The sequence below is a fragment of the Collinsella sp. UBA1693 genome (assembly GCF_002320115.1).
GTDB lineage: Bacteria > Actinomycetota > Coriobacteriia > Coriobacteriales > Coriobacteriaceae > Collinsella > Collinsella tanakaei.
The window spans coordinates 135,201-161,767 of sequence record NZ_DCJT01000012.1 but is presented as its reverse complement, the minus strand read 5'-3'; the positions used below and the strand labels follow the sequence as shown (position 1 = coordinate 161,767).

At 63.0% G+C, this 26,567-nt stretch carries 21 protein-coding genes and 1 pseudogene; 16 read left to right on the top strand and 6 right to left on the bottom strand.

Translation table 11 applies throughout. The annotated features are described in order from the left end of the window. The 13 genes and pseudogenes from secA to B3H65_RS08955 all read left to right on the top strand — a co-directional run. A pseudogene (gene secA / locus B3H65_RS09015) lies at nt 1-2,386 on the top strand (preprotein translocase subunit SecA); the annotation flags it as partial. Then, a complete protein-coding gene (gene prfB, locus B3H65_RS09010) occupies nt 2,386-3,555 on the top strand; it encodes a peptide chain release factor 2 (protein ID WP_286684979.1) in 1,170 nt (389 codons plus the stop codon). The pseudogene secA and the gene prfB, both read left to right, overlap by 1 nt. Before the next feature lie 6 nt (nt 3,556-3,561). Next, nucleotides 3,562-4,452, top strand: coding sequence for a YitT family protein (locus tag B3H65_RS09005; RefSeq protein WP_286684978.1), 891 nt, complete (start codon nt 3,562-3,564; stop codon nt 4,450-4,452). Between the two features lie 412 nt (nt 4,453-4,864). Beyond that, a complete protein-coding gene (locus tag B3H65_RS09000) occupies nt 4,865-6,496 on the top strand; it encodes a hypothetical protein (RefSeq protein ID WP_286684977.1) in 1,632 nt (543 codons plus the stop codon). Between the two features lie 216 nt (nt 6,497-6,712). Beyond that, complete coding sequence (locus B3H65_RS08995; RefSeq protein ID WP_286684976.1) at nt 6,713-7,606, top strand: transketolase; 894 nt, start codon at nt 6,713-6,715, stop codon at nt 7,604-7,606. Between the two features lie 7 nt (nt 7,607-7,613). Then, nucleotides 7,614-8,543, top strand: coding sequence for a transketolase family protein (locus B3H65_RS08990; RefSeq protein ID WP_009141512.1), 930 nt, complete (start codon nt 7,614-7,616; stop codon nt 8,541-8,543). Nucleotides 8,544-9,192: 649 nt separating this feature from the next. After that, nucleotides 9,193-10,410: a cell division ATP-binding protein FtsE gene (ftsE, locus tag B3H65_RS08985; RefSeq protein WP_270479709.1), complete on the top strand. Its 1,218-nt coding sequence runs from the start codon at nt 9,193-9,195 to the stop codon at nt 10,408-10,410. Further along, nucleotides 10,397-11,314 carry a permease-like cell division protein FtsX gene (gene ftsX / locus B3H65_RS08980; RefSeq protein ID WP_009141515.1) on the top strand — a complete coding sequence of 306 codons (918 nt, stop codon included), beginning with the start codon at nt 10,397-10,399 and terminating at the stop codon, nt 11,312-11,314. The genes ftsE and ftsX overlap by 14 nt, the downstream gene beginning before the upstream one ends. A 265-nt stretch (nt 11,315-11,579) precedes the next feature. Further along, nucleotides 11,580-13,709 (top strand): ribonuclease R family protein, encoded by a 2,130-nt coding sequence (locus B3H65_RS08975; RefSeq protein WP_286684975.1) that lies wholly within the window; start codon nt 11,580-11,582, stop codon nt 13,707-13,709. Nucleotides 13,710-13,759: 50 nt separating this feature from the next. Beyond that, nucleotides 13,760-14,659: a hypothetical protein gene (locus tag B3H65_RS08970; protein WP_286684974.1), complete on the top strand. Its 900-nt coding sequence runs from the start codon at nt 13,760-13,762 to the stop codon at nt 14,657-14,659. Nucleotides 14,660-14,661: 2 nt separating this feature from the next. Then, nucleotides 14,662-15,132, top strand: a complete 471-nt coding sequence (gene smpB, locus B3H65_RS08965) for an SsrA-binding protein SmpB (protein WP_286684973.1) — start codon at nt 14,662-14,664, stop codon at nt 15,130-15,132. Nucleotides 15,133-15,289: 157 nt separating this feature from the next. Further along, on the top strand, nt 15,290-15,793 hold the full coding sequence (locus B3H65_RS08960; protein ID WP_270479701.1) for a flavin reductase family protein: 504 nt from the start codon (nt 15,290-15,292) through the stop codon (nt 15,791-15,793). A gap of 285 nt (nt 15,794-16,078) precedes the next feature. After that, nucleotides 16,079-16,219: a rubredoxin-like domain-containing protein gene (locus B3H65_RS08955; RefSeq protein WP_117680350.1), complete on the top strand. Its 141-nt coding sequence runs from the start codon at nt 16,079-16,081 to the stop codon at nt 16,217-16,219. A 203-nt stretch (nt 16,220-16,422) separates the two neighbouring features. Here B3H65_RS08955 and B3H65_RS08950 read toward each other — a convergent pair whose 3' ends face one another. The 3 genes from B3H65_RS08950 to B3H65_RS08940 form a co-directional block, all read right to left on the bottom strand. Further along, nucleotides 16,423-17,094, bottom strand: coding sequence for a hypothetical protein (locus tag B3H65_RS08950; RefSeq protein ID WP_278561531.1), 672 nt, complete (start codon nt 17,092-17,094; stop codon nt 16,423-16,425). A 298-nt stretch (nt 17,095-17,392) separates the two neighbouring features. Further along, complete coding sequence (locus tag B3H65_RS08945; RefSeq protein ID WP_286684972.1) at nt 17,393-18,739, bottom strand: amidohydrolase family protein; 1,347 nt, start codon at nt 18,737-18,739, stop codon at nt 17,393-17,395. A gap of 184 nt (nt 18,740-18,923) precedes the next feature. Continuing rightward, nucleotides 18,924-19,271, bottom strand: a complete 348-nt coding sequence (locus tag B3H65_RS08940) for a hypothetical protein (protein WP_286684971.1) — start codon at nt 19,269-19,271, stop codon at nt 18,924-18,926. Nucleotides 19,272-19,426: 155 nt separating this feature from the next. Between B3H65_RS08940 and B3H65_RS08935 the strand changes: the two genes are divergently transcribed. After that, nucleotides 19,427-19,627 carry a hypothetical protein gene (locus B3H65_RS08935; protein ID WP_286684970.1) on the top strand — a complete coding sequence of 67 codons (201 nt, stop codon included), beginning with the start codon at nt 19,427-19,429 and terminating at the stop codon, nt 19,625-19,627. Nucleotides 19,628-20,115: 488 nt separating this feature from the next. On the opposite strand, the gene B3H65_RS08930 is transcribed toward B3H65_RS08935, so the two are convergent. Next, a complete protein-coding gene (locus tag B3H65_RS08930) occupies nt 20,116-20,652 on the bottom strand; it encodes a helix-turn-helix domain-containing protein (protein WP_286684969.1) in 537 nt (178 codons plus the stop codon). Between the two features lie 485 nt (nt 20,653-21,137). On the opposite strand from B3H65_RS08930, the gene B3H65_RS08925 reads away from it, so the two are divergent. Then, complete coding sequence (locus tag B3H65_RS08925) at nt 21,138-22,988, top strand: Hsp70 family protein (RefSeq protein WP_286684968.1); 1,851 nt, start codon at nt 21,138-21,140, stop codon at nt 22,986-22,988. After that, complete coding sequence (locus B3H65_RS08920) at nt 22,985-24,250, top strand: hypothetical protein (RefSeq protein ID WP_286684967.1); 1,266 nt, start codon at nt 22,985-22,987, stop codon at nt 24,248-24,250. The genes B3H65_RS08925 and B3H65_RS08920 overlap by 4 nt, the downstream gene beginning before the upstream one ends. 220 nt (nt 24,251-24,470) lie before the next feature. Here B3H65_RS08920 and B3H65_RS08915 read toward each other — a convergent pair whose 3' ends face one another. Then, the gene (locus tag B3H65_RS08915; RefSeq protein ID WP_286684966.1) at nt 24,471-25,829 is read right to left on the bottom strand and encodes an APC family permease; all 1,359 of its coding nucleotides are present in this window, start codon (nt 25,827-25,829) and stop codon (nt 24,471-24,473) included. A gap of 12 nt (nt 25,830-25,841) precedes the next feature. Then, a complete protein-coding gene (locus B3H65_RS08910) occupies nt 25,842-26,210 on the bottom strand; it encodes a phage holin family protein (RefSeq protein ID WP_286684965.1) in 369 nt (122 codons plus the stop codon). Nucleotides 26,211-26,567 lie beyond the last annotated feature (357 nt).

The following is a 26,567-nucleotide window of genomic DNA, read 5'->3' as shown; positions in this document are numbered from 1 at the left end:
AAGCGCGACTCCGAGTGGATGGGTCGCCTGTACCGCTATATGGGTATGAGCGTGGGCCTTCTGCAGAACGGCATGCCGCTGGAGCTCAAGGGCCCGGCCTACCAGGCCGACGTCACCTACGGCACCAACTCCGAGNNNNGACTACCTGCGCGACAACATGGTCACCTATGCGTCCCGCCGCGTGCAGCGCGGGCATCACTTCGCCATCGTCGACGAGGTCGACTCCATCCTGATCGACGAGGCCCGCACCCCGCTGATCATCTCCGGTGCCGGCACCAAGTCCGCAAGCACCTATAAGGACTTTGCCCGCGCCGTCCGCGGCCTGGAGCGCGGCGAGGAAGTCGTCTACGACATGCTCTCCGATCCCGAGCCCAAGGAGCCCACGGGCGACTACGTGATGGACGAGGCCAAGCACACCATCGCCGCCACCGAGCGCGGCCTGAAGAAGATCGAGCAGCGCCTGGGTATCGATGACATCTACGCCGACCTTTCCGGCCAGCTGGTCAACCACCTGCAGCAGGCCCTTAAGGCCCAGTACATGTTCCATCGCGACAAACAGTACGTTGTCACCAACGGCGAGGTCAAGATCGTCGATGAGTTCACCGGCCGCATCATGGAGGGCCGTCGCTACTCCGAGGGCCTGCACCAGGCCATCGAGGCCAAGGAAGGCGTGCTGGTCCGCGAGGAGAACCAGACGCTGGCCACCATCACCCTGCAGAACTACTTCCGTCTGTACGAGAAGCTCTCCGGCATGACCGGTACCGCGCTTACCGAGGACGCCGAGTTCCGCGAGATCTACAAGCTGCCCGTCCAGGTCATCCCGCCCAACCGCCCCGTGGCGCGCAAGGACAACGAGGACCTGGTCTACCGCACCATCGACGCCAAGTTCAACGCCGTCGCCGACGAGGTCGAGGCGCGCCATGCCAAGGGCCAGCCGGTTCTGGTGGGCACCGTCTCCATCGAGAGCTCCGAGCGCCTGTCCCGCCTGCTCAACAAGCGCGGCGTCAAGCACCAGATCCTCAATGCCAAGTTCCACGAGCGCGAGGCCCACATCGTCGCCCAGGCGGGCCGCGAGGGCGCCGTCACCATCGCTACCAACATGGCCGGCCGCGGTACGGACATCTTGCTGGGCGGCAACGCCGAGGAGCTGGCGGACGAGATGATCACCTCCCAGGGCATCGACCTCGAGGAGGCCACACCCGAGATGCGCGCCGAGGCCCTGGCCAAGGCCAAGGAGACCTGCGCCGAGGAGCGCAAGAAGGTTCTGGCCGCCGGCGGACTCACCGTCATCGGCACGGAGCGCCACGAGAGCCGCCGTATCGACAACCAGCTGCGTGGCCGCGCCGGCCGTCAGGGCGACCCCGGCGAGACGCAGTTCTACCTGTCGCTCGAGGACGACCTCATGCGCCTGTTCGGCGGCGACCGCATGGAGAGGGTCTCCAACATGATGGTCTCTGCCGAGATGGACGACGATATGCCCATCCAGCACAAGATCATCTCCAAGGCCGTCGAGGGCGCCCAGCACAAGGTCGAAAGCATCAACTTCGCCATGCGCAAGAGCGTTCTTGAGTATGATGACGTTATGAACAAGCAGCGCCAGGTCATCTACGCCGAGCGCAACAAGATCTTGGACGGCAAGGACCTTTCCGAGCACGTGGACGAGGTTATCAACGACACCGTCCGCCGCTGCGTGGCCGAGTTCTGCCCGGTCGACTCCCGCAAGGGCGAGCGCGATATGGAGGGCCTGCACAAGTGGCTGGTCGAGCTCACCGGCAACGTTTCCGCTCCCGAGTTCGAGGAGCAGGACTACGAGCAGCTGTGCGCCTCCGTCCTGGAGTACGTGCAGAAGGTCTATAACGAGAAGGCCGAGCGCCTGGGCGATGAGCTTATGCGCAACCTCAACACCCAGGTCATGCTCCGCGTTATCGACACCCGCTGGATGAACTACCTGCAGGAGATGGACTACCTCAAGCAGGGTATCGGCCTGCGCGGTTTCGGCCAGCGCGACCCGTTGGTCGAGTACAAGACCGAGGCCTTCGCCGCCTTCCGAATCCTGGTCGACACCATGTACGAGGACTACCTGCGCACCGTTCTGCGCGTCGAGCTCAAGCAGGCCCCGGCCCCCATGGAGTCCCAGGCCCTGCGCGGCGCCACCTATTCCGGTCCGGACCAGGTTGATGGCGACTCCGGTTCCTCCACCTTGCGCCGCCAGGCAGCCGAGCAGGCCGCCAACAGCGCCGGTCACGCCCCGCAGGCAGCTGCCAGCGCCGGCGTCCGCACCTATCGCAAGGACGAGTCCGATCCGTATGCGGGCGTGGGACGTAACGACCCCTGCCCTTGCGGTAGCGGCAAGAAGTTCAAGAACTGCCACGGCAAGGACCGCTAATGGCATCGGCGAACGAGGGCGCCGTCGTGTCGCAGGCCGACCTGACGGCGCTTGCCGAGCGCCTCTCCCAAGTTGAGCAGTACCTGCATGTGGACGAGAAGCGCCTGCGTGTGGCCGAGCTTGAGAGCAGGAGCACCGAGCCCGGCTTTTGGGATAACGCCGACGCAGCCCGCTCCGTTATGGAGGAGCTCGCCCGCTGCAGGGAAGACGTGAAGCTGGTTGAGACCGCGCGCGAGCGCCTGGCGGACGCCTCCGCCGCTCTTGAGCTCGCCGACGAGTTCGAGGGCGATGAGGCTGCCGAGCTTGTGGCCGAGGCATCCTCGACCGCCGCGGAGCTCGAGGCCTCTATCGACCAGATGGAGCTCTCAAGTTGGTTTACGGGCGAGTTCGATCACGGCAGCGCAATCGTCACCATCAAGCCCGGCCAGGGCGGCCTGGAGGCCCAGGACTGGACCTTCATGCTGTTCAAGATGTACATGAAGTACTGTGCTCGCCGCGGTTGGAAGGTCACCATCAACGATTGCCCCGCTGCGGAGGTTATCGGCATCGACCGCGCGACCTTTACGGTCGAGGGGCGCGATGCCTTCGGCATGCTGCGCGCCGAGGCCGGCGTGCACCGCCTGGTGCGTATCTCGCCCACGGACGATAAGAAGCGACGCCAGACCACCTTCGCGGGCGTGGAGGTCATTCCGGTTCTGCCGGACGATATCGAGATCGAGGTCGCCCCGGACGATATCCGCGTGGACGTCTACCATGCATCCGGCCCGGGCGGCCAGGGCGTCAACACCACCGACTCCGCCGTCCGCGTTACCCATCTGCCCACCGGCATCGTCGTCACCTGCCAAAACGAGCGCAGCCAGATCCAGAACAAGGCCGCGTGCATGCAGATTCTCAAGGCGCGCCTATATGAGCTCGAGCTCGAGAAGCGCGAGGAGGCCCTCGACCAGATCCGCGGTCCCAAGCACACCATTGGCTTTGGCAACCAGATCCGTAGCTACGTGCTGTATCCGTACCAAATGGTTAAGGACCTGCGCAGCGGCGTGGAGACGGGTAACGTCGAGGCCGTGCTCGATGACGGAGACCTCGACCCCTTTATTGTTGGCTACCACCGTTGGGCCACCGGCAACGCCGAGCCCCTTTCGCTGAGCGAAGACGACCTGGACGAGTAGGAGCGTATGGCTAAGAGGATCAATATCCAGGCGATCATTCAGTCCCAGTTTATGCGCGACGTCCCCCTGGTTATGGCGGGCTGCGCTATCGCCGCGTTGGCGACGGACATCTTTCTCATTCCCAACGGCCTGGCTGCCGGCGGCCTGACCGGTCTTGCGACCATCATCGCCGAGCTGGGCCGTCGTTCCGGGATCAACCTTCCGGTCGGTATGCAGACCATCGTTATGAACGCGCTGCTGCTCCTTGTGGTGGTGCGTGCCGGTGGTTTGCGCTATGCGTTGCAGACCGTGACGGGATTTGTGTTCTTCGGCTTCTTCACGGATTTGTTCGCGCCCTTTGTGCTTCCGCTCGATGCAGCGGACCTCACGCTCTCCGCGCTGTGGGGTGGAATCATCTCCGGCTTGGGCTACGGCTTGGTCTTTCGATGCGGCGCGAACACGGGCGGCTCGGACACCATCGGCCAGATCATCTCCCGTAAAAGCTCCCTGCCGGTAGGCGGCACGGTCATGGCAATCGACGTGGCGGTCTGCGCGGCGTCCGCCCCGGTGTTCTCCGTGGCCAACGCCCTCTATGCGGCGCTCGCCATGGTGGTCATGGGCTACGTCGTCGACATGGTGGTCGACGGCGGTAACCGCCAGCGTGCCGCGTTCATCATCTCGGACTGTTTCTCCGATATCGAGTACGACATCTTGCATGAGATGGACCGCGGTTGCACGCGCCTGATGGCCCAGGGTTCCTGGACCGGCAAGGACCGCCCGGTGCTGTTCTTTGTATTCAGCAAGCGCGAGATCTCTATCATCAAGACCATCGTCTACCAGCATGATCCCAATGCCATCCTGGTGATTACGGATGTCAACGAAGCGATTGGCTACGGCTTCAAAAAGGCGAGGGAGTAGGCGCGCTGGAGCCCTTCCCAATCGAAACATCCCTGGCGACTGGGGTTGCCCCAACAATTGGAATGTTCCGTTGCAATACATGTATTACGACGGACCAAAATAACCGTCTAAAGTGGTCTCCTGTAATACCTATTCCAAAATCGGTATTACAGGGGACCACTATTTATGAAAAAACTGGCACAAGATAATACAAATGTTGAAATTGGTATTACAGCAGACCGGAATAATCAGAAAAAATGGTTCTCTTTAATACCCGGATCCTAATGTCCTGATCCTAAGACCGCAGAGGGCGCACCGCCAACACGGCAACCTTGCTGTCACCATCGTTTACATACACAGCGCAACCGCCCAACAGCGTCTTCATCAATCTGCTTTAAAATGTCCCCGTACCCTTGATTGATTTGGAGCCACTATGAGCGACCCGCACAACAGCGATCGCGATGCGATAGATTCCGTCGAGCCATCTTTGGCAAGCAGCGCGCTGGACCGCACGTTCGGCGCGCATTTTGGCACGTCTACCCAGATCCTGCCCGATGACCTGGCCACGCGCGAGGCCATGCGCCAGGCGGCGCACTTCGCGCCCCCGTCGCCCCAGACGGTTTCCAACCGTATATCCCGCGTTCCGGAGATATCCGACCCGGTGCCCGTGCCCGGCGAGGTGCCCGCTTCTAGCGAGGTGCCCGCATCGGGCCAAGTGGTCGCGCCCGACCAGTCGCCCTTGCGCAACCAAACCACGGCGCGCGAGCTCGCCAAGACCGCGACCTCTACCTATGCTGCGGCGTGCGAGCTGGTCGCCATCGCCCGCAGGGACCTGGCCGAATACAACCAGGCGGTGAACTCGCTCACCCAGGTGCTGCCCACCGCTACGGCGACCCTGCAGCAGGGCGGGCGCGACGGCTGGACCCAGGCCCTGCATCGCCCGGTGTCCGCGGATGCGGTGGAGGCGGATTCTCTGGACGAGAAACCCAAGAAGCGCCGCATGCCTCGCTGGGCCATCGTCCTCATAGTGATTCTGCTGGTGGGCGGCGCGGGCGTTGGCGGCTTCTTCGCCCTGGGAGGTCCGGCATACATCGCATCGATGCTGGCGGAGGTCGACGAGTCCGCGGTCGCTGCCGTCCTGGAGCAGGACGACGCGTTTATGCGCGGCTTTGCTTCGACCGATTACGTGGGTGAGAGCACCTACCAGCTCTCCGACGTTCGCATCACCCAGGCGGTGACGGAAGATGACGGATCGGTCCTGGTCGATGCGGAAGCAGTGCTTACCAACGAGTTCTTCAAGAGCGAGTGCCTGGTGCACCTGATCTTTGTCCACGCGTCGCAGGTGGACCGCTATCCCAGCATGCAAGACGCCGAGACCGCCACCAGCCCGGACGGCGAGTGGTTGGGCACGCTGAGCCAAAGCTCGGCCACCACGCGTGCCATCGCCGGCGTAACCAATGACCCAGATTTTCCGGAGGGCTTCTCGCCCACGTTTGACGAGGCATCGCAGACGTGCTCCTACACCGGCGTGAGCTCGCTCGACATGTGGTTTGGCTCGCGCAGGACCTCGACCCCGTATACCTATACATTCGATGGGCAGGCGTGGACGAGGAGCACCGGCGAGGCGACGGAAGAGTTCTCCTACAACGCCGACGCTCTGGCGGGGTATTACTCCGCTCAAGACGGCGACGCCGGGCGCATGGCTTCCTTTAGGATCGTCGACTTCGATGCGTCGACCGGCGCGTTCTCCATTGAGTACAAAGCTACGAGCAGCGGCTTTAACCCCCAGACCATATCCGGTGTCATCGCTTGCCAGATGACCAGCGAGGCGGCGGGCGAGGGCAGCGGCTCGTTCCGTCAAGCGGACGGCTTTGTGTACGCGTTCTCAGGTGACGGTCAGAGCTCCGGCGGCGACGGTGCCGCGCACATCGAAGGTGTGCTGGGCTTGGACGGCAGCATCTTGTTCGATTTCTCGGGCGACTACACCAAGCCGGCGTTTTTGTTTGGCAATCCAAGCAACGAGTCTATGGAGATCTCCGGTTCGGTAGTCAAGCAGCAGGGGTAGGGGAGGCCTGCGCGCAGAGGAGCGCGGCGGCACGGGGCTCCGCTCCTCAACGGGAACCGCATCCTGGATTGCGACCGTTTGCCGGCCTTTGCGTGCTTGCGGCAAAAATGTTCCGTACATCCGTGTTGATTGATTGTGTTCGCCCGCCGTGTTCCCCCACATGGCTGCTATAGTGAGAACCGTTTATCAGACCACCCCGCACATGAAGGGAAAGGCATGTCAACTGAAACGCTCAGGAGCGCGTGCGCGCGCACGGATGATGAGATAGCGCTCATCGCCAATTCTATGCGCCACGACATCATCGCGATGCTCGAAGCCGCGGGCTCCGGTCATCCTGGCGGCTCGCTGTCCGCGACCGACGTCATGGCGACCCTGTTCTTCTCCGGCGTCCTCGCATGGGACCCCCAGGATTCCTCGTCCGCAGACCGCGACCGTTTCGTCCTCTCAAAGGGACATGCCGCTCCCGCGCTGTATGCCCTGCTGGTCCAGCAGGGATTCTTGCCGCATGATGAGATTGTCACCCTGCGTCACATGGGCAGCCGCTTGCAGGGCCATCCCGATAGCAACCTGTGCCCCGGCGTAGAGGTGGGCACCGGCTCGCTGGGTCAGGGCACCTCGATCGCCGCCGGCATGGCGCTGGGTTTGAAGCTCGATGCAGTCGCCGCGGGCACCGACCCCCAGCGCGTCTTCGTCCTCACCGGCGACGGCGAGCTGCAGGAGGGCCAGAACTGGGAGGCGGTCATGTTCGCCGCCCACAACAAGCTGGATAACCTTGTCCTCATGCTTGATAACAACAACCTGCAGATCGACGGCCACGTGACCGATGTCTGCAGCATCGAGTCCGCCGCCGAGAAGTTCCGCGCTTTTGGCTGGAACGTCCTCACCTGCGACGGCCATAGCATCCCGGCTATCCGAGAGGCCCTGACTCAGGCCGTTGAGCACACCGGCGCCCCTACCGCCATCGTCTGCAAGACCGTCAAGGGCAAGGGCGTCTCCTTCATGGAGGACCAGGTGGGCTGGCACGGCAACGCTCCCAGCGCGGAGCAGGCCGCCGTCGCCCTGGCAGAGATCGATGCGGCGCGCGAGCAGCTCGCTGCGAAGGAGGCGTAAAGACCCCATGGCAAAAGCAACGCGTGCCGCTTTCGGCCCCACCCTTCTCGAGCTTGTGGACGAGGGCATCGACGTCATGGCCGTCGACGCCGACCTCGCCGGCTCCACCACCACCGCCAAGCTTGCTGCAGCCCACCCGGACCGCTTTGTCGACGTGGGCATCGCCGAGCAGAACATGATCGGCGTCGCCTCCGGCCTGGCGCTTACCGGCCGCACGGTCTTCACCGGTTCCTTTGCAGTCTTTGGCTCCGGCCGCTGCTGGGAGCAGATCCGCAACACGGTGTGCATCTCTAACCTCAACGTCAAGGTGTGCCCCACCCATGCCGGCATCACCGTCGGCCCGGACGGCGAGACCCACCAGGCGCTCGAGGACATCGCCCTCATGCGCGTTCTGCCCCATATGCGCGTGCTGGTTCCGGCTGACTACAACGCCGCCCGCGCCGCGATCAAGCTCGCCGCAAAGACTCCCGGCCCCTTCTACGTGCGCATGGGCCGTGAACCCCTGCCCGAGGTCTACGGCGAGGACTTCTCCGTGGACACCGAGGCGTTCGCCAACGTGGTCCGCGAGGGCTCCGACATCTCCATCATGGCATGCGGCGTCGAGCTCGCTCACGCCCTGAAGGCTGCCGAGCTCCTCGCTGAGGAGGGCATCTCCGCAGAGGTCGTCGACATCATGAGCATCAAGCCCCTGGACGAGGAGACCATTCTCGCCAGCGCTGCCAAGACCGGCGTGGTCCTCACCGTTGAGGAGCACAGCGTCTACGGCGGCATGGGTTCCGCGGTCGCGGAGCTGCTGGCAGAAAAGCATCCCTGCCGCGTGAGCCGTCTGGGCATGACCGGCTTCGGCCAGTCCGGCAACGCTGCCGAGCTTTTGGCCCATTACGGCTTGGACGCCGCCGGCATCGTCGCCCGCGTGCACGAGGTTCTGGGCAAGTAGGGGGCGAAGACGGGCGGGTGCCTGCACGGCTTCTCGTCCAACTAGTCAACTAGAGCTAGACAACTAGAACTTGACAACTAGAACTAGTCAACTAGAACTAGACAACTAGAACTGCTTCCAAGAGGGGTTCTGCGTACGCGCGGACCCCCTCTTGCTATTTTTGGCCTTCAGTTGGAGTTGCACTCTGCTAAAAAGAGCCTTCATGTTGCCTGAATTGCTAAAAATCACCTCCAGTTGGAGTTGATGTCAATCAGCGATAAGGGATGCGGCTCATCTACCTGCAGATTCTCTAAACCATCGTATCCATGAATCCGCGACAAGTCCAACTGAAGGTCGATTTCAGCAGTGCCAAGTCCAACTTGACCGTAAAAATAGCATCCAACTCCAACTGGACCGCGATTTTAGCAAGCCAACTCCAACTGAAGCTCGATTTCAGTACAGCCAACTCCAACTGGAGGCTGAAAAAAGCAGGACGAAGCGGACGAGGCGGACGAAGCGGGTGACGCGGGCGAGGCGGGGCGACACGGACGAGGCTCTATTTCGGCATGTCGATAACGCGCCTTATCGTGCTTGTTCTGTGCATCTGCGCAGGTCTTGCTAAAATAGCAAACGCATATGTAGTTCAAACGCACGACACGAAGGAGCTCTAGTGGGTAACCACTTCCGTACATCCGGAGACGAGCAGTCCGCGTCTCAGGCGCCTATGCCCCAGGCAAACGGCGTTGAGAGCAAGGATTCCGTGCCGGATTTCCAGAGCGATCCGCTCGCACAGCACGCAGCTTCGGCAGGCGATGCTTCCGCCGCTCAGTCCGCGGCAAACCCCATGCTCAACATCCCTTCGCCCGCCGCGCCCGCGCAGCCGCGCGTCAACGTGCCCGACCCTTCGGTCGATCCCGTTGGACCGTCTACGCCATCGCTGGCAGGCATTCCCGATCCGTCCGCTCCCGCAGCGGCCCCCGCGGCCCCCGCAGCTGCCGTGACTGCTCCGGACGTCTTCATGACGTCTGCGGGCGCCGCCGGCCCCTCCACGGACGCGGACGAGGCCCGTCAGATTCGCGACTTGGACGCAGCGCTCCAGAATCCGGACTTTACCTCGGTGTTCGCCCCGGCGGACCTGGACCGTGCCCAAGAGCGCAAGAAGATGGCGCGTCAGGCGGGCGTCGAGCCCGTCATCCTGACCGAGCACCTCACCAAGATCTATCCCGCGCAGCCCAATAAGCCCGCGTTGGACGATGTCAACATCGAGATCTATCCCGGAGAGTTCGTCTTCCTGGTCGGTCACTCCGGCTCTGGCAAGACCACGCTGCTCAACACCCTGCTGCGCAACGTCAAGCCTACTTCCGGCCGCGTGCTGGTCGCCGGTCAGGACCTCATGCGCATCAAGAACCGCCGCATTCCGTACCTTCGCCGCCAGATCGGCGCCGTCTTCCAGGACTACAAGCTCCTGCCCAACAAGACCGCGTACGAGAACGTGGCGTTCGCCCTGCAGTGCATCGGCAAGCCCCGCGGCGTTATCCGCGCCCAGGTACCCGAGGTGCTGCGCCTGGTGGGTTTGGCGGATCAGATGGATTCCCTGCCCGACCAGCTTTCCGGCGGCGAGCAGCAGCGCGTCTCCGTCGCTCGCGCCATGGTCAACCGCCCGCCGCTGCTCATCTGCGACGAGCCCACGGGCAACCTCGACCCGGCGATCTCGCTGGGCATCATGAAGCTGCTCGAGCGCATCAACCGTACCGGCACGACCGTGATCGTGGCCACGCATGACCGCGAGATGGTCGATTCCATGCACCGTCGCGTTATCGCCCTCGAGGGCGGCCGCGTGATCCGCGACCAGGAGAGGGGAGGCTACGGCAACTATGGCTCCTTCTAATCTGGGCTACTCCCTGCGCGAGGCAGGCAGCCACTTCACCCGCAACTGGACCACGTCGTTGGGCGCGGTCATCACCATCTTCTTGTCGCTGTTCATTATCGGCTTGTTCATCATCGGCTCCGCCATGATCAACTCCATGATCGGCAGCGTTCAGGACACCGTTAAGATCTCCGCCTTCATCTCGGACGATGCGTCGGACGAGGACGTCGAGGCCTTCATGGAGAAGATCGAGGGCTGGGACAACGTCAAGAACGTCGAGTTCAAGACCAAGGACGATGCCCTGGAGGACTTCCAGAGCAGCTCCAGCGACGCCGACGCAACCATCTCCGCCCTGGACGGCGAGAACCCGCTGCCCCGCTCGTACACCATCGAGATGAACGAGCCCAGCCAGGTCGAGGAGATGGCCAACAAGATCAAGCAGGACTCGGACTTCCAGCAGATCGTTGATGGCGGCAACGTGGACGAGTCGGTCCTCTACGGCCAGGAGGAGGTCGCGCGCCTGTTCCAGTTCACCGATTACATCCGCCTGGCGGCTGTGGTGCTGGTGGCTCTGCTCACCTTCGTAGCGTTCATCTTCATCAACAACACCATCCGCCTGTCAATCACCGCGCGCCGTCGAGAGATCGCGATCATGCGCCTGGTGGGTGCCTCCAACGGCTTCATCCGCGGGCCGTTTGTTGCCGAGGGCGTGCTGCAGGCGTTGCTGGGATCGCTTCTGGCCATCGGTTGCCTTGAGCTGGTCCGCAACTTCCTCATGCCTCTCATCCAGGAGAACCTCAAGTTCATGCCGTTCAACGTCACCATGGCGATGTACCTGGCAACCTACGGTTCGCTTATCCTGGTTGGTATTGTTATCGGTCTTTTTGGCTCGGCTATCGCTATGCGCCGCTACCTCAAGGTCTAGCGCCGCGCTATACTCGTCCAAAAGGTCCTTCGAGTTGGCCGTACGGCCATGACAGCTTGCACGTATATCCCGGGCGGGACTTCGGCAAGGTGAGTGCAACATATGCGCATCGCCATGTCCAAGTCCCGCCCGGGTTTTGTTTGGGTATAACAACACCTGTTCGCGGTGCCCTCGTTTCTTTGGACGATGATTCGCACGAGGAGCCGCTTTTGATATATCGACGCGCCACCCGCACGCTGCGGCGGGCGCGAAAGGGGGTGCGTCGGTGGGACGCAAAAAGAAGGGGCGCGGCGGCCGCAAGGGTCCGGCGCGCACCCAACGCCAAGCCGGCCTTATCGGCACGGTTCATATTACGGAGCGATCTGGCTATGTTGAATGCGCGGAGGGCGAGTTCAAGCTCACCAGCCGCGGGCTTCGCGAGGCTATGAACGGCGACCGCGTTCATGCCAGCCTATGCCGCGGACCCCACGGTGAGCGCCGCGCTATTATCGAGAGCGTCATCGAGCATGCCGCCACCTCCGTGATAGGTACCTTTGTTCAAAACGGGCCGCTGGGCGTGGTCCATCCGCTGGACGCGCGCATTAGGCAGGATTTCTTTATCCTCCCTACGGACAATAGCCCCAAGCACCACAAGGTCAAGCCTGGCGACATCGTGTCTGCCCGTATCGAGACCTATCCGTCGCGCTATGAATCCGGCGTGGCGACCATCGAGCGCCGCATCGGCGATGCGGACGCGCCGGACCTGGGCATCCAGTGCATCATGGCCCGCTATGATTTGAGTGACGGCTACAACCCTCGTGCGCTTGAAGAAGCCCGGGCGCTAGACCTGGATGTCGAGGCCGCTCTTGCGGACCCGCTGCGTCGCGACATCCGCGATCGCTTCCTTATCACCATCGACCCCGTTGACGCGCGCGATTTCGACGACGCCATCTCCGTTGCGCGCACGCCGGATGGTGGCTGGAACCTGGGCGTCCATATCGCCGACGTCTCGCATTACGTGACGTGGGAAAGCTCGATCGACCTTGAGGCGCGCACTCGCTCCACGTCCGTCTACCTTGCCGACCGCGTGCTCCCTATGCTGCCCGAGCGTCTTTCCAACAACCTGTGCTCGCTTGTTCCACACCAGGATCGTTTGGCCTTTACGGTCGATATGGCTCTTTCGCCCGCCGGTCGCGTGCGGTCCTACACCATGTTTCCGTCCGTAATCCGCTCGCGCGTGCGCATGGACTACGCCGCTGCGGACGCGCTGCTGCAAGATCCGCTCGCATTGGGCGATAAGCCTTCGTTCCAGCGCGCTCGCGCCTGCCTTGCCCAGGCGGAGGAAGTTGGCGTCGACCTCGCGGCTTTTCTGCGCGATGCGAACGACCTTGCCCATGCGCGCCAAAAGATTCGCCACGAGCGCGGCGCCATCGACTTCGAGACGGTCGAGGTCCATGCGATCTTGGACAATGAAGGCTATCCGGTCGAGCTGGTGAACCGCACCCGCACCGACGCGACCTCGCTCATCGAGGAAGCCATGTTGCTTGCCAACGAATGCGTGGCGGAGCGTTTGGCGGACGAGGGCGCGCCCGCGGCCTTTCGCGTGCACGAGCCGCCGTCTCCGGACAACCTGGTGGCCGCCGCGCGCGTGCTGGCAGATCTGGGGGCGATCACGCCGCAGCAGGCATCTGAGATCGAGTTAGGCGACCCGCACGCCATCGAGCAGGGCGTCGAGGCAGCGCATGGCACGCCTTTCGAGGCGCTCACCAATGCCCTGTTGCTCCGCGCGATGCAGCGCGCCGTCTACAAGCCGCACAACCAGGGTCACTTTGCCTTGGGCGCACCGGCCTACTGCCATTTCACCAGCCCCATTCGCCGCTATCCGGACCTGCTGATCCATCGTGCGCTCAAGCTTTCGCTCGCCCGCGAGCATCTGGGTAAAAAGGCCGCGCGCGAACGCACGGCCGCCCTGGTGGGCACCGGACGGCAGGCGCTCGACCAGATTGCCCCGCAGCTCTGTCGCCACGCCAGCGACCGAGAGCGCTTGGCAGACGCCGCCGCCCACGCCACGCAAAAGGTCAAGGTGGCGCAGTATTACGGTGAGCGCATAGGCCAGCGTTTCTGCGGCACCGTGTCTTGGATAGACCGCATGGGCGTCTTTGTCCGCCTGGATGATACCGGCGCCGAGGGCCTGGTGCGCATGAGCAACCTTGGAGTCAACGGCGATTGGTGGGAGCTGGACGAGGACGCGCTCACGCTTACCGGCTCGTCCACGGGCGATGTCATCGAGCTGGGCCGTCGCATGGTGATCGAGGTCTCAAGCGTCAACGTCATGCGCGGGCACCTCGACTTCAAGCTCGTCCACGCGGTCACGCCCTCGAGCACGGAGACGCTCCGGCAGCCCGCTCGTCCCTAGCAGCACGGCTTGCGCTACACTGGTGGCTGATTGTTTTTACAGGAGGAACCATGGATCTACCTATCGATGCCCATGATATCGAATACGCCGAGAACTTCCTTGTGACCGGCGATCTGGCGACGGCCGTGCCGCTGCTGGAGAAACTCGTCCAAATGCTTGAGGAATACGTCGAGGCCGAATGCTCCGATACCTTCAAGATGCAGTGGTTCAGCTTCGCCGACCCCTTTGAGCGCTTGGCGTATCGCCGCATCGAGCGCGACCCGCGCGAGCTGGTGCAGATGGAGGCGCCGGTCGACCGCCTCTATGGCGCCCTTGGCTTCGCTTACATTCGCCAGCAGCAGTGGGAATCCGCTCGCGACGCTCTTATGCAGGCAGTGCGTTGGAATCCCATGAACTGCAACTACCGTTTGGACCTGGCGGAGCTCTTCCGCGTGCTGGGCGACGTGCAGGAGTGGGCTGCGCTGAGCAATTCCGTGATCGAGCGCGCATCCGACAACCGTTCCGCGGCACGCGCCTACGCCAACCTGGGCCAGTTCTTTTTGGACGAGGACCGCGCCTCCGCCGCATCTGGCTGCGCGCGCATCGCCCAGCGCCTGGCGCCCACGGAGCAGCGCGTGGTCCGCTTGATGAGCCGCCTTATGAACGAGCATCCGGAGGTCGCGGAAGAGACGGACGACCATGTTATGGGCGAGCTGGTACTTGAGGGCGTGCCCACCACGCCCAATGCCGAGATCGCGGTCTGCCTGCTCATGTGCGCTTCTGACGCCGCTGCAGAGGGCGATACCGCCATGGCGACCGATCTCACCGTGCGCGCGCACCACCTGGTGGGCGAGGAGGCTTGCAAGGCGCTTATCAAGCTCATCCATGAGTCGGATGCCGAGCTCAAGGCCGAGCGCGCTGCCGGCGAGGCCGGTGCCGCCGATCCGCGTTCCGACGAGGCGGGGGAGTAGCCATGCCCATCCGCAAAGAACGCAAGACCATCGCCAAGAATCGCTCCGCGCATCACGAGTACTTTATCGACGAGACGTTTGAGTGCGGCGTGGTGCTCGCGGGCACCGAGGTTCGCAGCTTGCGCGAGCGAGCCTGCCAGATAACCGATACCTTCGCCCTTATCCGCAACGGCGAGTGCTGGCTGATCGGCGTTCACATCCATCCGTATTCGCACGGCTCCATTTTCAATCGCGATCCGGATCGCCGCCGCAAGCTGCTGCTCCATCGCAAACAGATCGATTACTTGGACGGCAAGCTTCGCAACAAGGGCTACGCCTTGGTGCCGCTGGAGCTCTATTTTGATGACAACGGCCGCGTCAAGCTGCTGCTTGGCCTGGGTCGCGGAAAGAAGCTCTACGACAAGCGCGACGATATGGCCAAGCGCGATATGCAGCGCGAGATCGACCGCGCGCTCAAAACCCGTAGCCGCTAGGCCGCGCCGAACAGTCTAATTTGCACAGCGCTGCGCTTTGGAGCACATGCGCGTGGGTAGAATCTTTGATGCAAATGCCGCGACGCGCGGGCGTCCTGTTTCGCCTGGCAACACGCCCGCGCGGCGCGGCGACATCTCTACGTTAAGAGGGGACGCCATGGATCTAACTGCTTTCTTCACCATGAGCTACGGCTTGTACGTGGTCTCGTCCGAGGCGGACGGCCTCAAGGCGGGCTGCATCATCAACACCGCAACGCAGGTCACCGCTGAGCCGCCGCGTATGATGGTCGCCGTGCACAAGGACAACGTCACTGCAGACGTTATCGCTAAGGCCGGCAAGTTCGCCGTCACCGCGATCGATAAGACCGCGGACATGCCCTATATCGGCAACTTCGGTTTCCGCAGCTCCAATACGTTCGATAAGTTTGAGAAGTACGGCGAGGAGCGCACGGGCAACGGCTGCCCCTATAGTCCCCAGCATATCTGCGCCGTGTTCTCCTGCGACCTCGTCGAGACCGTGGACGTGGGCACCCATTATCTGTTCATCGGCGATGTGGTCGAGGCGGAGCGCGTTTCGGACGAGGAGCCTTTGACGTATTCCTACTATCACTCCACCCTCAAGGGCAAGACGCCTCCTAAGGCCTCGTCTTACCAGGCATAGCCCCGCTATGGAGGCGCCGTGCCGCGTCGCCCCGCGCTGCGCGGTCGCGTCATCTCAAGGCGCGCGGCGCGCATGCGCAAGGCACGAGGAAATCCTTATTAGGATTCTGTATTGTTACTTGCAAGCCATCCCATCGAATGGTATAAGAATGGTAGCAAAAGAGGGCGCCGCGAGGGGATTCCGGTGCGACCGCCTGCTTGAGAAGATTTCAATTTCGCGCATGCACCCGCGCGGGATGGATATACTTCTACTATTGTTCATTCGCCTGTGAAAGGAAGGTTCGCCATGAGCGACGAGAAGACCTACAAGTTTGTTTGCGTTGTCTGCGGTTTCGAGGTCGAGGTCGACACCCCCGAGCTCCCCGAGGACTACATCTGCCCCGTTTGCGGCGTTGGTCCCGACCAGTTTGAGGCCGTCGAGGAGTAACCTCGTTTCAACCAGATGCCTGGAATCGCCGGGCGGACCGTTTCGCATATGCGTCGGTTCGCCCGGTTTTTTTACCGCGGCGTCAAAGCGGCGGCGCTTCTAATGCTGCCGGATGGATTGGGAAGTCGTAGAACGTGATTGCTCCGAGGAGGCAATCGGTTCCGAATAGCGAAAAAAGCCCGCTTCATGGTCCTATGCAACCTCTACGCCGTGCGCACTTTCAGCGTGTCTTGATAGCGGCCGTCGGGAGAGAGCAGGTCGCGAGCCAGGCGGATAAAGTAGCTTGCTGCCTCCAGCTCCGGTCGCGTCTCGTGATCCTCGGGATGAAACTCACCCGGGCCGTCGGCAGAGGCGGCATTCGGCGCGGCGCGGTCGTACATGCGCACCTGGCCTACCATCTGCCATGCGCCGTCAATGCATCCTATGCGCTCGGCTATGGTGCCGTTCTTCCAATGCTTTACCTCGCATAGGTGCTGGTCGTATACGTCGTAGCAGCGGCCCGTCCGCACGTCTTTGAGTGCGCTGACGCCCGTGGCGGCGTTCTTTTTAAGAATGGCAAAGCGCGAGAAGAACTGCGTGTCGCGCACCTGGAGCAGGCGGTCCAAAGCCTGCTGCGATACGCGCATGGGGCGCTCGTTCAAATAGAGCGATAGCGGGGTAAGGCCGTCTCGTAGCGGGCATTCGAACAATAGCCACTCGGTAAAGCACATGCTCATGATCACCTGTTTATCATCGTCCAGTTCATCGAGCTCGTTGTGCGGGTCTATGTAAGAGAAGAAGACGTCATTGGTCCAGTCTAAAAACTGGAACTTCCTCAACAGCCAGTAATTCGCCATCTGACGAATATCGCGCTCAACATCTTGGTATGTACTCATCGCTCGCTCCTCCATGACTTCGCTGGTTCCATGGCTCGCCCCCGCGGATGGGCACGGCATAGCGAAACACGGGCGATGCACGGTTTTTATACGCTGGATCTTCCAAAAGTCAGCGCGCAGTCTATCCAAGATGTGGCCGCGGCAGGTACAGGGGTCGCCTCGTTCCTTCATCGTCCACAAGCAAGGGCCAGCGCACACAAAGAAACCACCCTGGGGCTCCGTGACCCTTAGGGTGGTTTGGACGATGAAGCGTATCGATTGCCGGCTATCGCCGGGTGGCATGAAAGCCGTGCTCGCGTTAGCGGGCGATGAGGTTGGCCGGTTGTTCCATAATCCAATCCAGCTCGGCATCCAGCTTGGGCAGGTGCTTGACGCGCAACTTGTCCGCCAATACGCCGCGCGCCATCACATGGGTCACCTCGCGTAGGGCCGAGAGGTCGTCAAGCGGGTTGCTCTTCACCGTGATGATGTCCGCCTCCTTGCCAACCTCGATGGTGCCGCAGATGTCGCCCAGTCCCAGCAATTGGGCATTGACCTGCGTGGCGGTGTGCAGGGCGAACGCGTTGGAGACGTCAGCGTACTTGGCAAAGTAGGCGACCTCGCGCCACATGTCGTACTGGGTGACGTAGGGGCAGCTCGAGTCCGTGCCCAAGCCCACGGGAATGCCGGCGGCAAGGGCCTGCTTCGCGCTCTCGATAATGCCCGAGCACACAATGTCGCCGTTGATCTTCTGCACTTCGGTGGAGTGGGTCTTTTCCGGATCGAGCAGCGTGAACGGCAGGGCGGGCGAGATGGTGCAGGTGACCGATGCGGGGCGTCCGGCAAGTTGCGCTCCGCTGCGAGAAAGATAGAGATCGCGAATCTCATCGTCCATGGGCGCGCCGTGTTCGATGGTATCGACGCCGGCTGCAAGAGCGATACGCACGCCTTCGGTGCTCTCCACGTGCGCCATGACGGGTATGCCGAGCTTGTGGGCGGCCTCGCAGGACGCTTGGGCGACCTCTGGCGACATGCGCACCACGCCGGGCTCGCCGGGTTCCGTCGCGTCGAAGACGCCTCCGGTGACAAAGAGCTTGATCACGTCTACGCCGCGCTGGGCGAGCGACTGCACCATGGAAGCGGCCTCCTGCGGAGTGTTGGCCACCTGCGCGAAGAGCCCTGCGCCGTGTCCTCCGGGCACGGTGACGCCGGTGCCGGGTGAGACCAGACGCGGGCCGGGATATTTGCCGGCGTTGATGGCGTCGCGCACGTCCAGGTCGCACAGCAGCGGGTCGCCGGCGCCGCGCACGGTGGTGACACCGCTGGCCAGCTGCTGCTGGGCGCTGCTTTTGAGGATGCGGCGGACTATTGCGCGGCCCACGGGGTTGTCGAGCTTCTTCATAAGGTTGCCCGCATCGCCTGCGGAGACCGGCTTGCCCGATCCGCACAGGTGCACGTGCATGTTGATGAGGCCGGGTAGCAGGTAGGCTCCGGCAAGGTCGATGACGCGCGCGCCGTCCTCGATGCGGGCGATGGCATCCGGGGCGATGCCCGTGATAACGCCGCGGTTGACGGTGACCGTCATGTTGGGACGAGGCTCCATGGAAGCGGTCCCGTCTAGAAGGGTGGCGTTGGTGAACGCGATGGAATTATTGGTTGCTGACATAACCTCACCTGCTTGTGCTCTGAAACCCTGTAGCCGCAGGCGGGTGCGGCTCGCGCGATTCGCCTGCGGATAATGAGGCAAGTGTACACCCGCGCGCGCAGGGAGGATGTGCGTACGGGGCGGGTGGCCGCGCGGTGACAGCGCGCGGGAAGGGCGCACAGGCCGCGCCCAGGTATCCGTTCGGTTATAGATCGAGCTGATGCTCCGTATTCGTTTCAGGGCGCAGCGCGGCTGCCAGGGCGTCGCGGCGCCTCTTATGGAGCGGCGTCAGCTTCAGCTCGTCCAAAGACGCGATAATCTGCAGGGCGCGGGTGCGGTCACCGTGAAGTCGCTCCCAGGTGCATTCGTCCAAAAGCCAGCTGGCGTATTCCAACGGGCTCTGCGCGCGGTCGACTCCATCGCGGATGAACGCGGCGTCCTGCGACGTCCATGCCGCGGGGTCCTTAAGTATGACTTGATAGCGGGCGCGCAGCTTGTCGAGCTCCTTGGCAAGGGGGCTGCCCGCCGACGCTTTGCGCCCAAGCTCATCCAAGCGCGACAGCGCGACAGCGCGAGGGATTCTCCGGCGGAATCGCCCACGTCATGGCGGCACATGGTCTCGATTGAGAGGACGGCGAGCCAGTAGGGGTTCTTGGGAGATTTAAACCTGACCTGCGAGAGCAGCTGCAGCGCACGCATGGACTCGCCTTGGTAGTAGAGGCCGCGCGCCTGCTCGGTTGCAAGGATGCTGTGGGAACGGTCGTGCACATCGCTGGCGACAAGCGCCTCCATGACGGCGCGGTACTTGGCGGGGTCGCATTCGAGGCTGCAGATCTGGTGCAGGGAGCCAAATCGATTGATCGCCTGCGTTCGATGAAGGAAGGATATTGCGACGGCGGAAGCCAGTAGCGCCAGATAGATGATCCCCGCGGCAGGGGGTTTGAGCGCGATGACGGCGAGCGCCGCCGCGAAGACGGCAATCTCGGTTGGGATAAAGACGAGGCGGCGCTTCTTGATCCATGCGACATGTTGGTCGGCGACCTGTTGCGCGCTCAGGTCCTCGTAAGGCGATCGCTGCCATGACGGGCGCGTCCGGGTTGAGGGCGCGGGCGCGCAAGTCGCGGAAGTCGTGGACGAGGACGAGGGCGGGTTGGAGGCGGTGTCGTGCATGGGTGCTCCTGTCCTGGGGGCCGCTAGCCACGCGACGCGTTGGATTGCGTGACGGGGGACTGCGCGGCGAGGATTCGGCTGAAGCGTTGCGGCATATTGTAGCGTATGCGCAGGATGTATTGTTCAGGCGCCGCTGTGGCAAGGTCTTCTGCGGCAGCGGCGCTTCGTTCAGATGTGTCCGTCCAGACTCCCCATGTCTGGCGTTTGTCTTGCACATAGGGGCTGGTTTAAAGCGCCCGCTCGCTTTTCGCTGCGGTCGCGGGCGTTGCCGCCCCCATCGTAGTCGACGACAACGCCGACTTTGCCCCGTCGCTATGCTTGGGCGGTCTACCGGGATTGCGCGGGCTGTTAAAACGGTCCATAACGTCTTGAGCGTTGAGTAGGCGGGAGCTTCCCGCCTTCTCCGAGCGGATGGCCCCCTCCTTCACGAGCGCGTAGATTCTAGCGCGGCTAACGTTGAGGATGTCGGCGGCTTCCGCAACGGTCATGGTCTCAGTTCGTTCACATCCCGCTTCAACAAGAGCCATGATGCCCATCGCGATGCTGCCGGCGGATATGGCTCCCGCAGCTCCAAAGGATCCAATATGGGGGACGTCCTCTCCGGCTTCAAGTCGCTCGGCAATGTCCATGGTAAGAAGGTCTTGTGCCATATAGGCAGCGTCGGCAAGGCTGGTTCCTTGGGTGTAGAGATTGAGTTCTGGGAAGTAGACTTCATACATATCGTCATATGGGGTCAATATCGCCTCGTAAAGATATCTGTCCACTGCTGCTCCCTTCTGCATATCGATTCGCTCTCCCCGCGTCTTGGTGCGTTCATCTTCTAATGCCGTCTGCCCTTTTCTTGATATCGTTTTCTACGCCGGGCGATAGGTCGCCTCGATGGCGCGGAATACGAATTTTGGTTCCCCAGGGCATAACGAACGTGTCATGCCCCCGTCCGTGGTTGAGGAATACGCCGTCCCTTGCGAGAACGTATTAGACGGCGTCACGATATGTCATCGGCATCGGACGCCCCTTTAAAAAAATATTATAACTTGTAACGTTTTTGAGTTAGATGTTAGTAGTATCTCCATTTATCAACGGCCTATGCAAAAGGGCGCGCGAGGGTGCCGAGCGGTTAAAGGGGCACGCGGCGCATGCCGAAAAAACCCCGCCGAACGGCAGGCCCGCGCCGTAGCGAATTCGGTTACGCACACGCCCTTTGGTACAATCCGCCCTATCTGTTCGCCGTCGGTTGCAAGGAGCGCATATGGCAATCGTGGGCATAGACCTGGGCACAACCAACAGCTTGGCGGCGGTATACAAAGACGGGTGCGCGCAACTGGTGCCCAACCAGTTTGGCGAGTTCCTTACCCCCAGCGTGGTAAGCGTGGGCAAGGACGGCCGCGCCGTGGTGGGTCGCATCGCCCAAGAACGGCTGGTGACGCAGCCCCAAGATACCGTCGCGCGCTTCAAGCGCAAGATGGGCACCGACGCGGTGTACAACCTGGGCGGGCGCCGCTTCACGCCGGAAGCGCTCTCCGCGTGCGTCATAGGCCAGCTGGTGGCGGACGCGCAGGAGTTTTTGGGCGAGCGTGTGGACGAGGCGGTGGTGAGCGTTCCCGCCTACTTCGACGTGGCGCAGCGGGCGGCGACCAAGCGCGCGGGCGCGCTTGCGGGCGTTCGCGTGGAACGTTTGGTCAACGAGCCCTCCGCCGCGGCGCTGGGGCATCATTTCTCAAATGAGGGCGCCGTGGCCGCCGCCGCAGCGGACGGGTACCCGCCGGACGAGACCTTCTGCGTGTTCGACTTTGGTGGCGGCACGCTCGACGTCTCGGTGGTCGACTGCTTCGACAACGTGGTTAGCATCAGCGCGGTGGCGGGCGATAACCATCTGGGTGGGGGCGACTTCGACCTGTTGATCGCGCAAGAGACGTGTCGCATCAACGGCATCGGCCTCAACGCGCTAGAGGCCTCCCAGCGCGAGACGTTGCTGCGCGAGGCGGAGCGCGCCAAGCGCGAGCTTACGGACCGCGATTCCCATGCGTTTCTGCGCAGCTCCATCCCTGCGCTGCCCCAGGTGCTCCATCTAACCAACGAGAGGCTCTTCGAGCTCGCCGAGCCGCTGTTCACTCGCATCGAGCGCCCGCTCAAGCAGGCGGTGTATGACTCGGACGTGCCGGCAGAAGAGATCTCGCGCGCGGTGCTGGTGGGCGGATCCAGCCGCATGCCGGTGGTGCGCGACTACCTCGAACGTTTGCTCGCGGTTCCCGTGACCTGCGAGGAGGATTGCGATGTGGCCGTAGCGCTTGGCCTGGGCACCTACGTTGGCATCAAGCGGCGCGCGCGGGGCGTCGACAGCTTGGTGCTAACGGATATCTGCCCGCATTCGCTTTCGACCGACGTGCGCAACCCTCATCCGCCGTTTGAGCCCTTGGCATCCGTCCTCATCCCACGCAACACCACGCTGCCGGCGAGCAGCTCGCAGGTGTACGCCAATTCGCAGGTGGGTGCGCGAGAAGCTCGCGTGGCGGTGTACCAGGGCGAGAACGTGTACGCCAAGGACAACAAGCAGCTGGCAGAGCTCATGGTGCCCCTGCCGCGCAACGCTAGCGAGCAGGAGCCCTTTACCGTCACGTTCACCTATGACATCAATTCGATACTGGGCGTGGAGGTGCGCGTGCATTCCACGGGCGAGGTCACGCGTCGTGTCTACAACGGGTCGAGCTGGGACGAGGGCGAGGGCGTGCTGGCGACCCTGCAGGAGGTTCAACTGAGTGCGCGCATGGAGCCGGCACGGGTCGACGCGGAGCTGGCCCTGGAGCGCGCGCTGCGCGTGGCGGCCGAGGGTAGCGACTATGTCCGCGACTATTTACGCGTTTTGACCTGCGATTTTGCAAGCAGCTTGAATTCCAACAGCTTAAAGCTATTGATTATGAGAACACGCCAGCTCAACGCCGTGCTCGATCGCATCGAGGCTGACAAGGCGGACAACGCGTTCTTTAGGCATGGGGACGAGGGCAATTGCGGTGAGCCCGGTGGTCCTGGCGACAGCTTGGGTGAAGACGCCGGCGACGGTTCGCGTGGTTTGGACGATGACTTGGACGAGGAGCGCCTGTGAATATCTGGGACGTCTTGGAGATCGAGGCCACGTCGAGCGCCCGGGCGATAAAGCGTGCCTATGCGCGGCAGCTTGCCAAACATCACCCTGAAGATGACCCGGAAGGGTTCCAGCTGGTGCAGGCGGCTTATGAGCGCGCACTGCTTATCGCCCGCGGGGGCAAGGACGCATCCGAGGACGTGTCGCTCACGCTCCGCGCAAGCGTCGAAGCCGGGGCCGCCGCGCCGGAGGCCGCAACCACGGCGCCCGCGGCGACGACACCCGCAGCGACGGCCCCCGCGGTGACGGCACCCGCAGTGGGGGAGCCTGCGGTATTGGAGCCCAAAGCGGTGCCGTCCGCCGCTGACGTCACCGCCCCGCGTCCGCGTATCGCGCGCCCGGGCGGCGTTTTTGCTGACGTCGAGGCCGAAGCTGAGGCCGAAGCGGCTGCCGCGGCCCCAGCAGGCGACCCCGCGTGTGCCAGCACCGGCACCGAGCCCGACTTCATCCGCGAAAAGATACTGAGCGACATCCGGCATCGCGAGAACGCGCAGCGTTGGATCGATGACTTAGGCCATGATTTGAACAACAGCGGTGACGTCCTCGCGGCTTTGCGGCGTCGGCCCGCAGCGCAGTACATGGATGTGGACGGCGCGGACCAGGCTGCGGCGAACCTTCTTCGTCCATACGTAAGCCGCATGCGCCGGCGCGATTTGGACCAGCTTGAAGAGGCGCTTGGGAGCGCGGCGAAACAAGATGCGCTGCGTGCGCTGCTGGCGAGGCGTCGGGCGGAGCACACAAAGCATCGGAGAGATGTGCTGAGCGTGCTGGCGAGCGCGGTGGTGATCGCCGTGTTCTTATCGCTGCGCGTGGGACAGATAAGTCGTAGGACAGAGCTGCGACAAGAGGTGCAGCAGAGCATGGAACAGATGGGGCAAGAGGTTTTGGAGCGCCAGGACCTGCTGGATTCGCAAGATGTTTCGCTGAGCGTGCCCACCGCAACGCAGGAGGAAAAGCAGGCGCTGCAGGCGGTCGCGCAGGCTAACCGTACGGCGATCTTGGACTACCTGCGGCAGGCGTTTGGGGCTGAGTTCACGCTGGAGGAAGACCCATCGTTTGTTCCCGGGCATACCGACACGGTGATGGCGATGGCAACCGATCCGGCAGGTGCGCGCTACGCGGTGATGGCAGATGTGGACGAGGAGTGCCGCATAACCGAGATTCGCTCCGCCGTGGAGGTGGACGAGGAGGCTGTGCCTGCGTCTGCGGGCGATGCCATCTAAAGTAGGCCGCCGCGCGGGACACAGGTGCGCGGCTGCGCTAAGGCGCCGGCCATAGCGACTGCGGGCGAAGCACAGACAAGGATTTTCAACCACGGCCGGGCAGTAAAAAGGAACCGCGGGCTTATCCGGGGATGCTCTGAGACGCAGCGCGTCGAACGCATCCCCGGATAAGCCCGCGGCCCCTGTTTTGTGCCGGCGGCGAGCGGAGCTCCTCGTCCACCTACGCCTTACGAGCGCGACGACGGCCCATGAGGTAGGTGGCAATCGCCAGCGTCAACACGTGCGCCGCCACAAACGGCCAGCGCGTGGGGTTGGAGATGCTGGAGAGGCCCACGGCCAACGAGCTCGCAATGGCGATTACGGGCGCGATGGCGCGGCGAATGCGCGCGGCGCGGCTGGGCACGGGGCCGGCGGGGTCGTGGATTAGGGCCTGTACGTAGAACAGCGGCAGCACCAGCAAGGTGAGGCTTACGCTGACTTCTGAGATGTCGCCGTTGGGCAGCAGGTTGAAGGTGGTGACCACGGTGTGCACGGCCATCCAAAACAGGGTGGTGCCCAGCGCGATCGCAGCGGATACCAGGGGGAACTTGAGCGTCTTGTTCATGCGCAGGACGGCCTGGGAGCACGGAATCTCGTCGTGCAAGGCAAGCGCGTAGGGCATGCGCAAAAGCGACAGCACCAGGCCGTTGGCGGTTCCCACAACGGCGATCAGCGCGATAAGGTTGGGCAGGGTCGCGGCGCCCTCGCCAAAGAGCTCCACAAAGAGCATCGACAAGCTGGCGTCGCCGGCGGCCATGACGGTCTGCGGACCCAGCGTGCAAGAGACGCCCAAGAAGTAGCCAACGTAGAGGACCAGGATAATCGCCGGTCCGATGGTGAGCGCCAGCGGCAGGTTGCGCTTGGCGTTCTTGAGCTCCGGCGCGATGCTGGCGGCGGCGCTCCAGCCGTCGAAGGCGAAGGCGATGGGCGCGGCGGCGGCGATCCACCCGGTGCCGGCGGCGCCCGCGGTCTCTATGCCATGGACAATGTGCTGGGCGGGCTGGCCAAAGATGAGTCCCACCACCAGCACCACCACCAGCGGGGCCACTTTGGCGACGGTGGTGATGTTCTGCACGTAGCCGCCAAGCGTTGGCCAGCAGACGTTCCATACGCAACAGGCCAGCAAAAACACCACGCCAATGGTCATCTGCTGGGCAAAGGTACCCGCCAGGCCAAAGGTCATGCAGGCGTAGGCGCCCACCACCCAGCAGATGATGGCGGTCACCATGGGCAGGTACAAAAAGGTGAAGTGCCAGCCAACAAAGGTAAGGCGGTGCGGTCCCAAAAAGCGCTCGGCATAGGCGATGGGGCCGCCGGCGCCGTCGGTGCGCGAGGCGAAGCGAGCCAGGGTGAGGCCGCCAAAGACAATGGTGGTAGCGGCCAGTAGAAACATCGCCACGCCCAGGGCAACGTTGCCGCCCGTGGCGATCAAGATGTTGTCAGATTTAAAGAAGATGCCAGACCCAATGCAGATGCCAACGATCATGCACAGGGCGGTGGTGAGCGTGTAGCGCTCGACGTGAACGGTTTGGTTTTCCATCGCGCGGTGCCTCTACGCGTCCTTGGTGGCGACGCCCAGGATGGAGCACATGATGCTCACGATGATGGCGCCCACAAACGCGGACCAGAAGCCGGAGATGGAGACGCCCGAGCCCAGCAGGTTGACGGACAGCCAGCTAGCGAGCTCCAGCATGAAGCTGTTGACCACCAGCTGGAACACGCCCAGCGTAAGGAAGGTGACCGGCAGCGAGATCACGGTGACCAGTGGTTTGACCAGCGAGTTGACCAGGCCCAAGAACAGGCCGACAAAGGCAAAGCTCAGCCAGGCGTCCGTGGGGCCAAACGGCGCGATGCCCGGAACAATAAAGGTGGCGATGGCGATAGAGATGGACGTCAAGAGCCAGTTGAGAAGAAAGCGCATAGGGGTCTCCTGTCTGTGGACGAGAATCATCGAATGGTCCGCCAGCCCGTCGGCGGTGCGAGTTGGGGCGAGCCGGGGCGGGCGCGGGCAGACGCGCGGGTACGTGGGTGGACGCACCGAGACCGAGCGGTTGCGGTCTCGAGATTTCAAAGCCTATCACGCCATTTGTACCCAATCCTTGTCCGAGCGCCCCTCAAACGGAAATACATGAGTGTCTGCAGAAAAGCGGCCGCTCCGTTGCCAAACTGTTGCTATCGCCCTGCGCACGCGTGGTTGCGCGGACACGCAAGGGGGATAAGATGGTGGTGCCCCAAGCGGATGACGCCGCAAGCGCCCGCGGGGCCAACGTAGCAGCCT

Excerpts from the sequence above, each read along its gene's own strand:
- prfB (WP_286684979.1), top strand. The coding sequence starts at position 2,386 with ATGGCATCGGCGAACGAGGGCGCCGTCGTGTCGCAGGCCGACCTGACG.
- B3H65_RS09005 (WP_286684978.1), top strand. The coding sequence starts at position 3,562 with ATGGCTAAGAGGATCAATATCCAGGCGATCATTCAGTCCCAGTTTATG.
- B3H65_RS09000 (WP_286684977.1), top strand. The coding sequence starts at position 4,865 with ATGAGCGACCCGCACAACAGCGATCGCGATGCGATAGATTCCGTCGAG.
- B3H65_RS08995 (WP_286684976.1), top strand. The coding sequence starts at position 6,713 with ATGTCAACTGAAACGCTCAGGAGCGCGTGCGCGCGCACGGATGATGAG.
- B3H65_RS08990 (WP_009141512.1), top strand. The coding sequence starts at position 7,614 with ATGGCAAAAGCAACGCGTGCCGCTTTCGGCCCCACCCTTCTCGAGCTT.
- ftsX (WP_009141515.1), top strand. The coding sequence starts at position 10,397 with ATGGCTCCTTCTAATCTGGGCTACTCCCTGCGCGAGGCAGGCAGCCAC.
- B3H65_RS08970 (WP_286684974.1), top strand. The coding sequence starts at position 13,760 with ATGGATCTACCTATCGATGCCCATGATATCGAATACGCCGAGAACTTC.
- smpB (WP_286684973.1), top strand. The coding sequence starts at position 14,662 with ATGCCCATCCGCAAAGAACGCAAGACCATCGCCAAGAATCGCTCCGCG.
- B3H65_RS08960 (WP_270479701.1), top strand. The coding sequence starts at position 15,290 with ATGGATCTAACTGCTTTCTTCACCATGAGCTACGGCTTGTACGTGGTC.
- B3H65_RS08955 (WP_117680350.1), top strand. The coding sequence starts at position 16,079 with ATGAGCGACGAGAAGACCTACAAGTTTGTTTGCGTTGTCTGCGGTTTC.
- B3H65_RS08950 (WP_278561531.1), bottom strand. The coding sequence starts at position 17,094 with ATGAGTACATACCAAGATGTTGAGCGCGATATTCGTCAGATGGCGAAT.
- B3H65_RS08945 (WP_286684972.1), bottom strand. The coding sequence starts at position 18,739 with ATGTCAGCAACCAATAATTCCATCGCGTTCACCAACGCCACCCTTCTA.
- B3H65_RS08925 (WP_286684968.1), top strand. The coding sequence starts at position 21,138 with ATGGCAATCGTGGGCATAGACCTGGGCACAACCAACAGCTTGGCGGCG.
- B3H65_RS08915 (WP_286684966.1), bottom strand. The coding sequence starts at position 25,829 with ATGGAAAACCAAACCGTTCACGTCGAGCGCTACACGCTCACCACCGCC.
- B3H65_RS08910 (WP_286684965.1), bottom strand. The coding sequence starts at position 26,210 with ATGCGCTTTCTTCTCAACTGGCTCTTGACGTCCATCTCTATCGCCATC.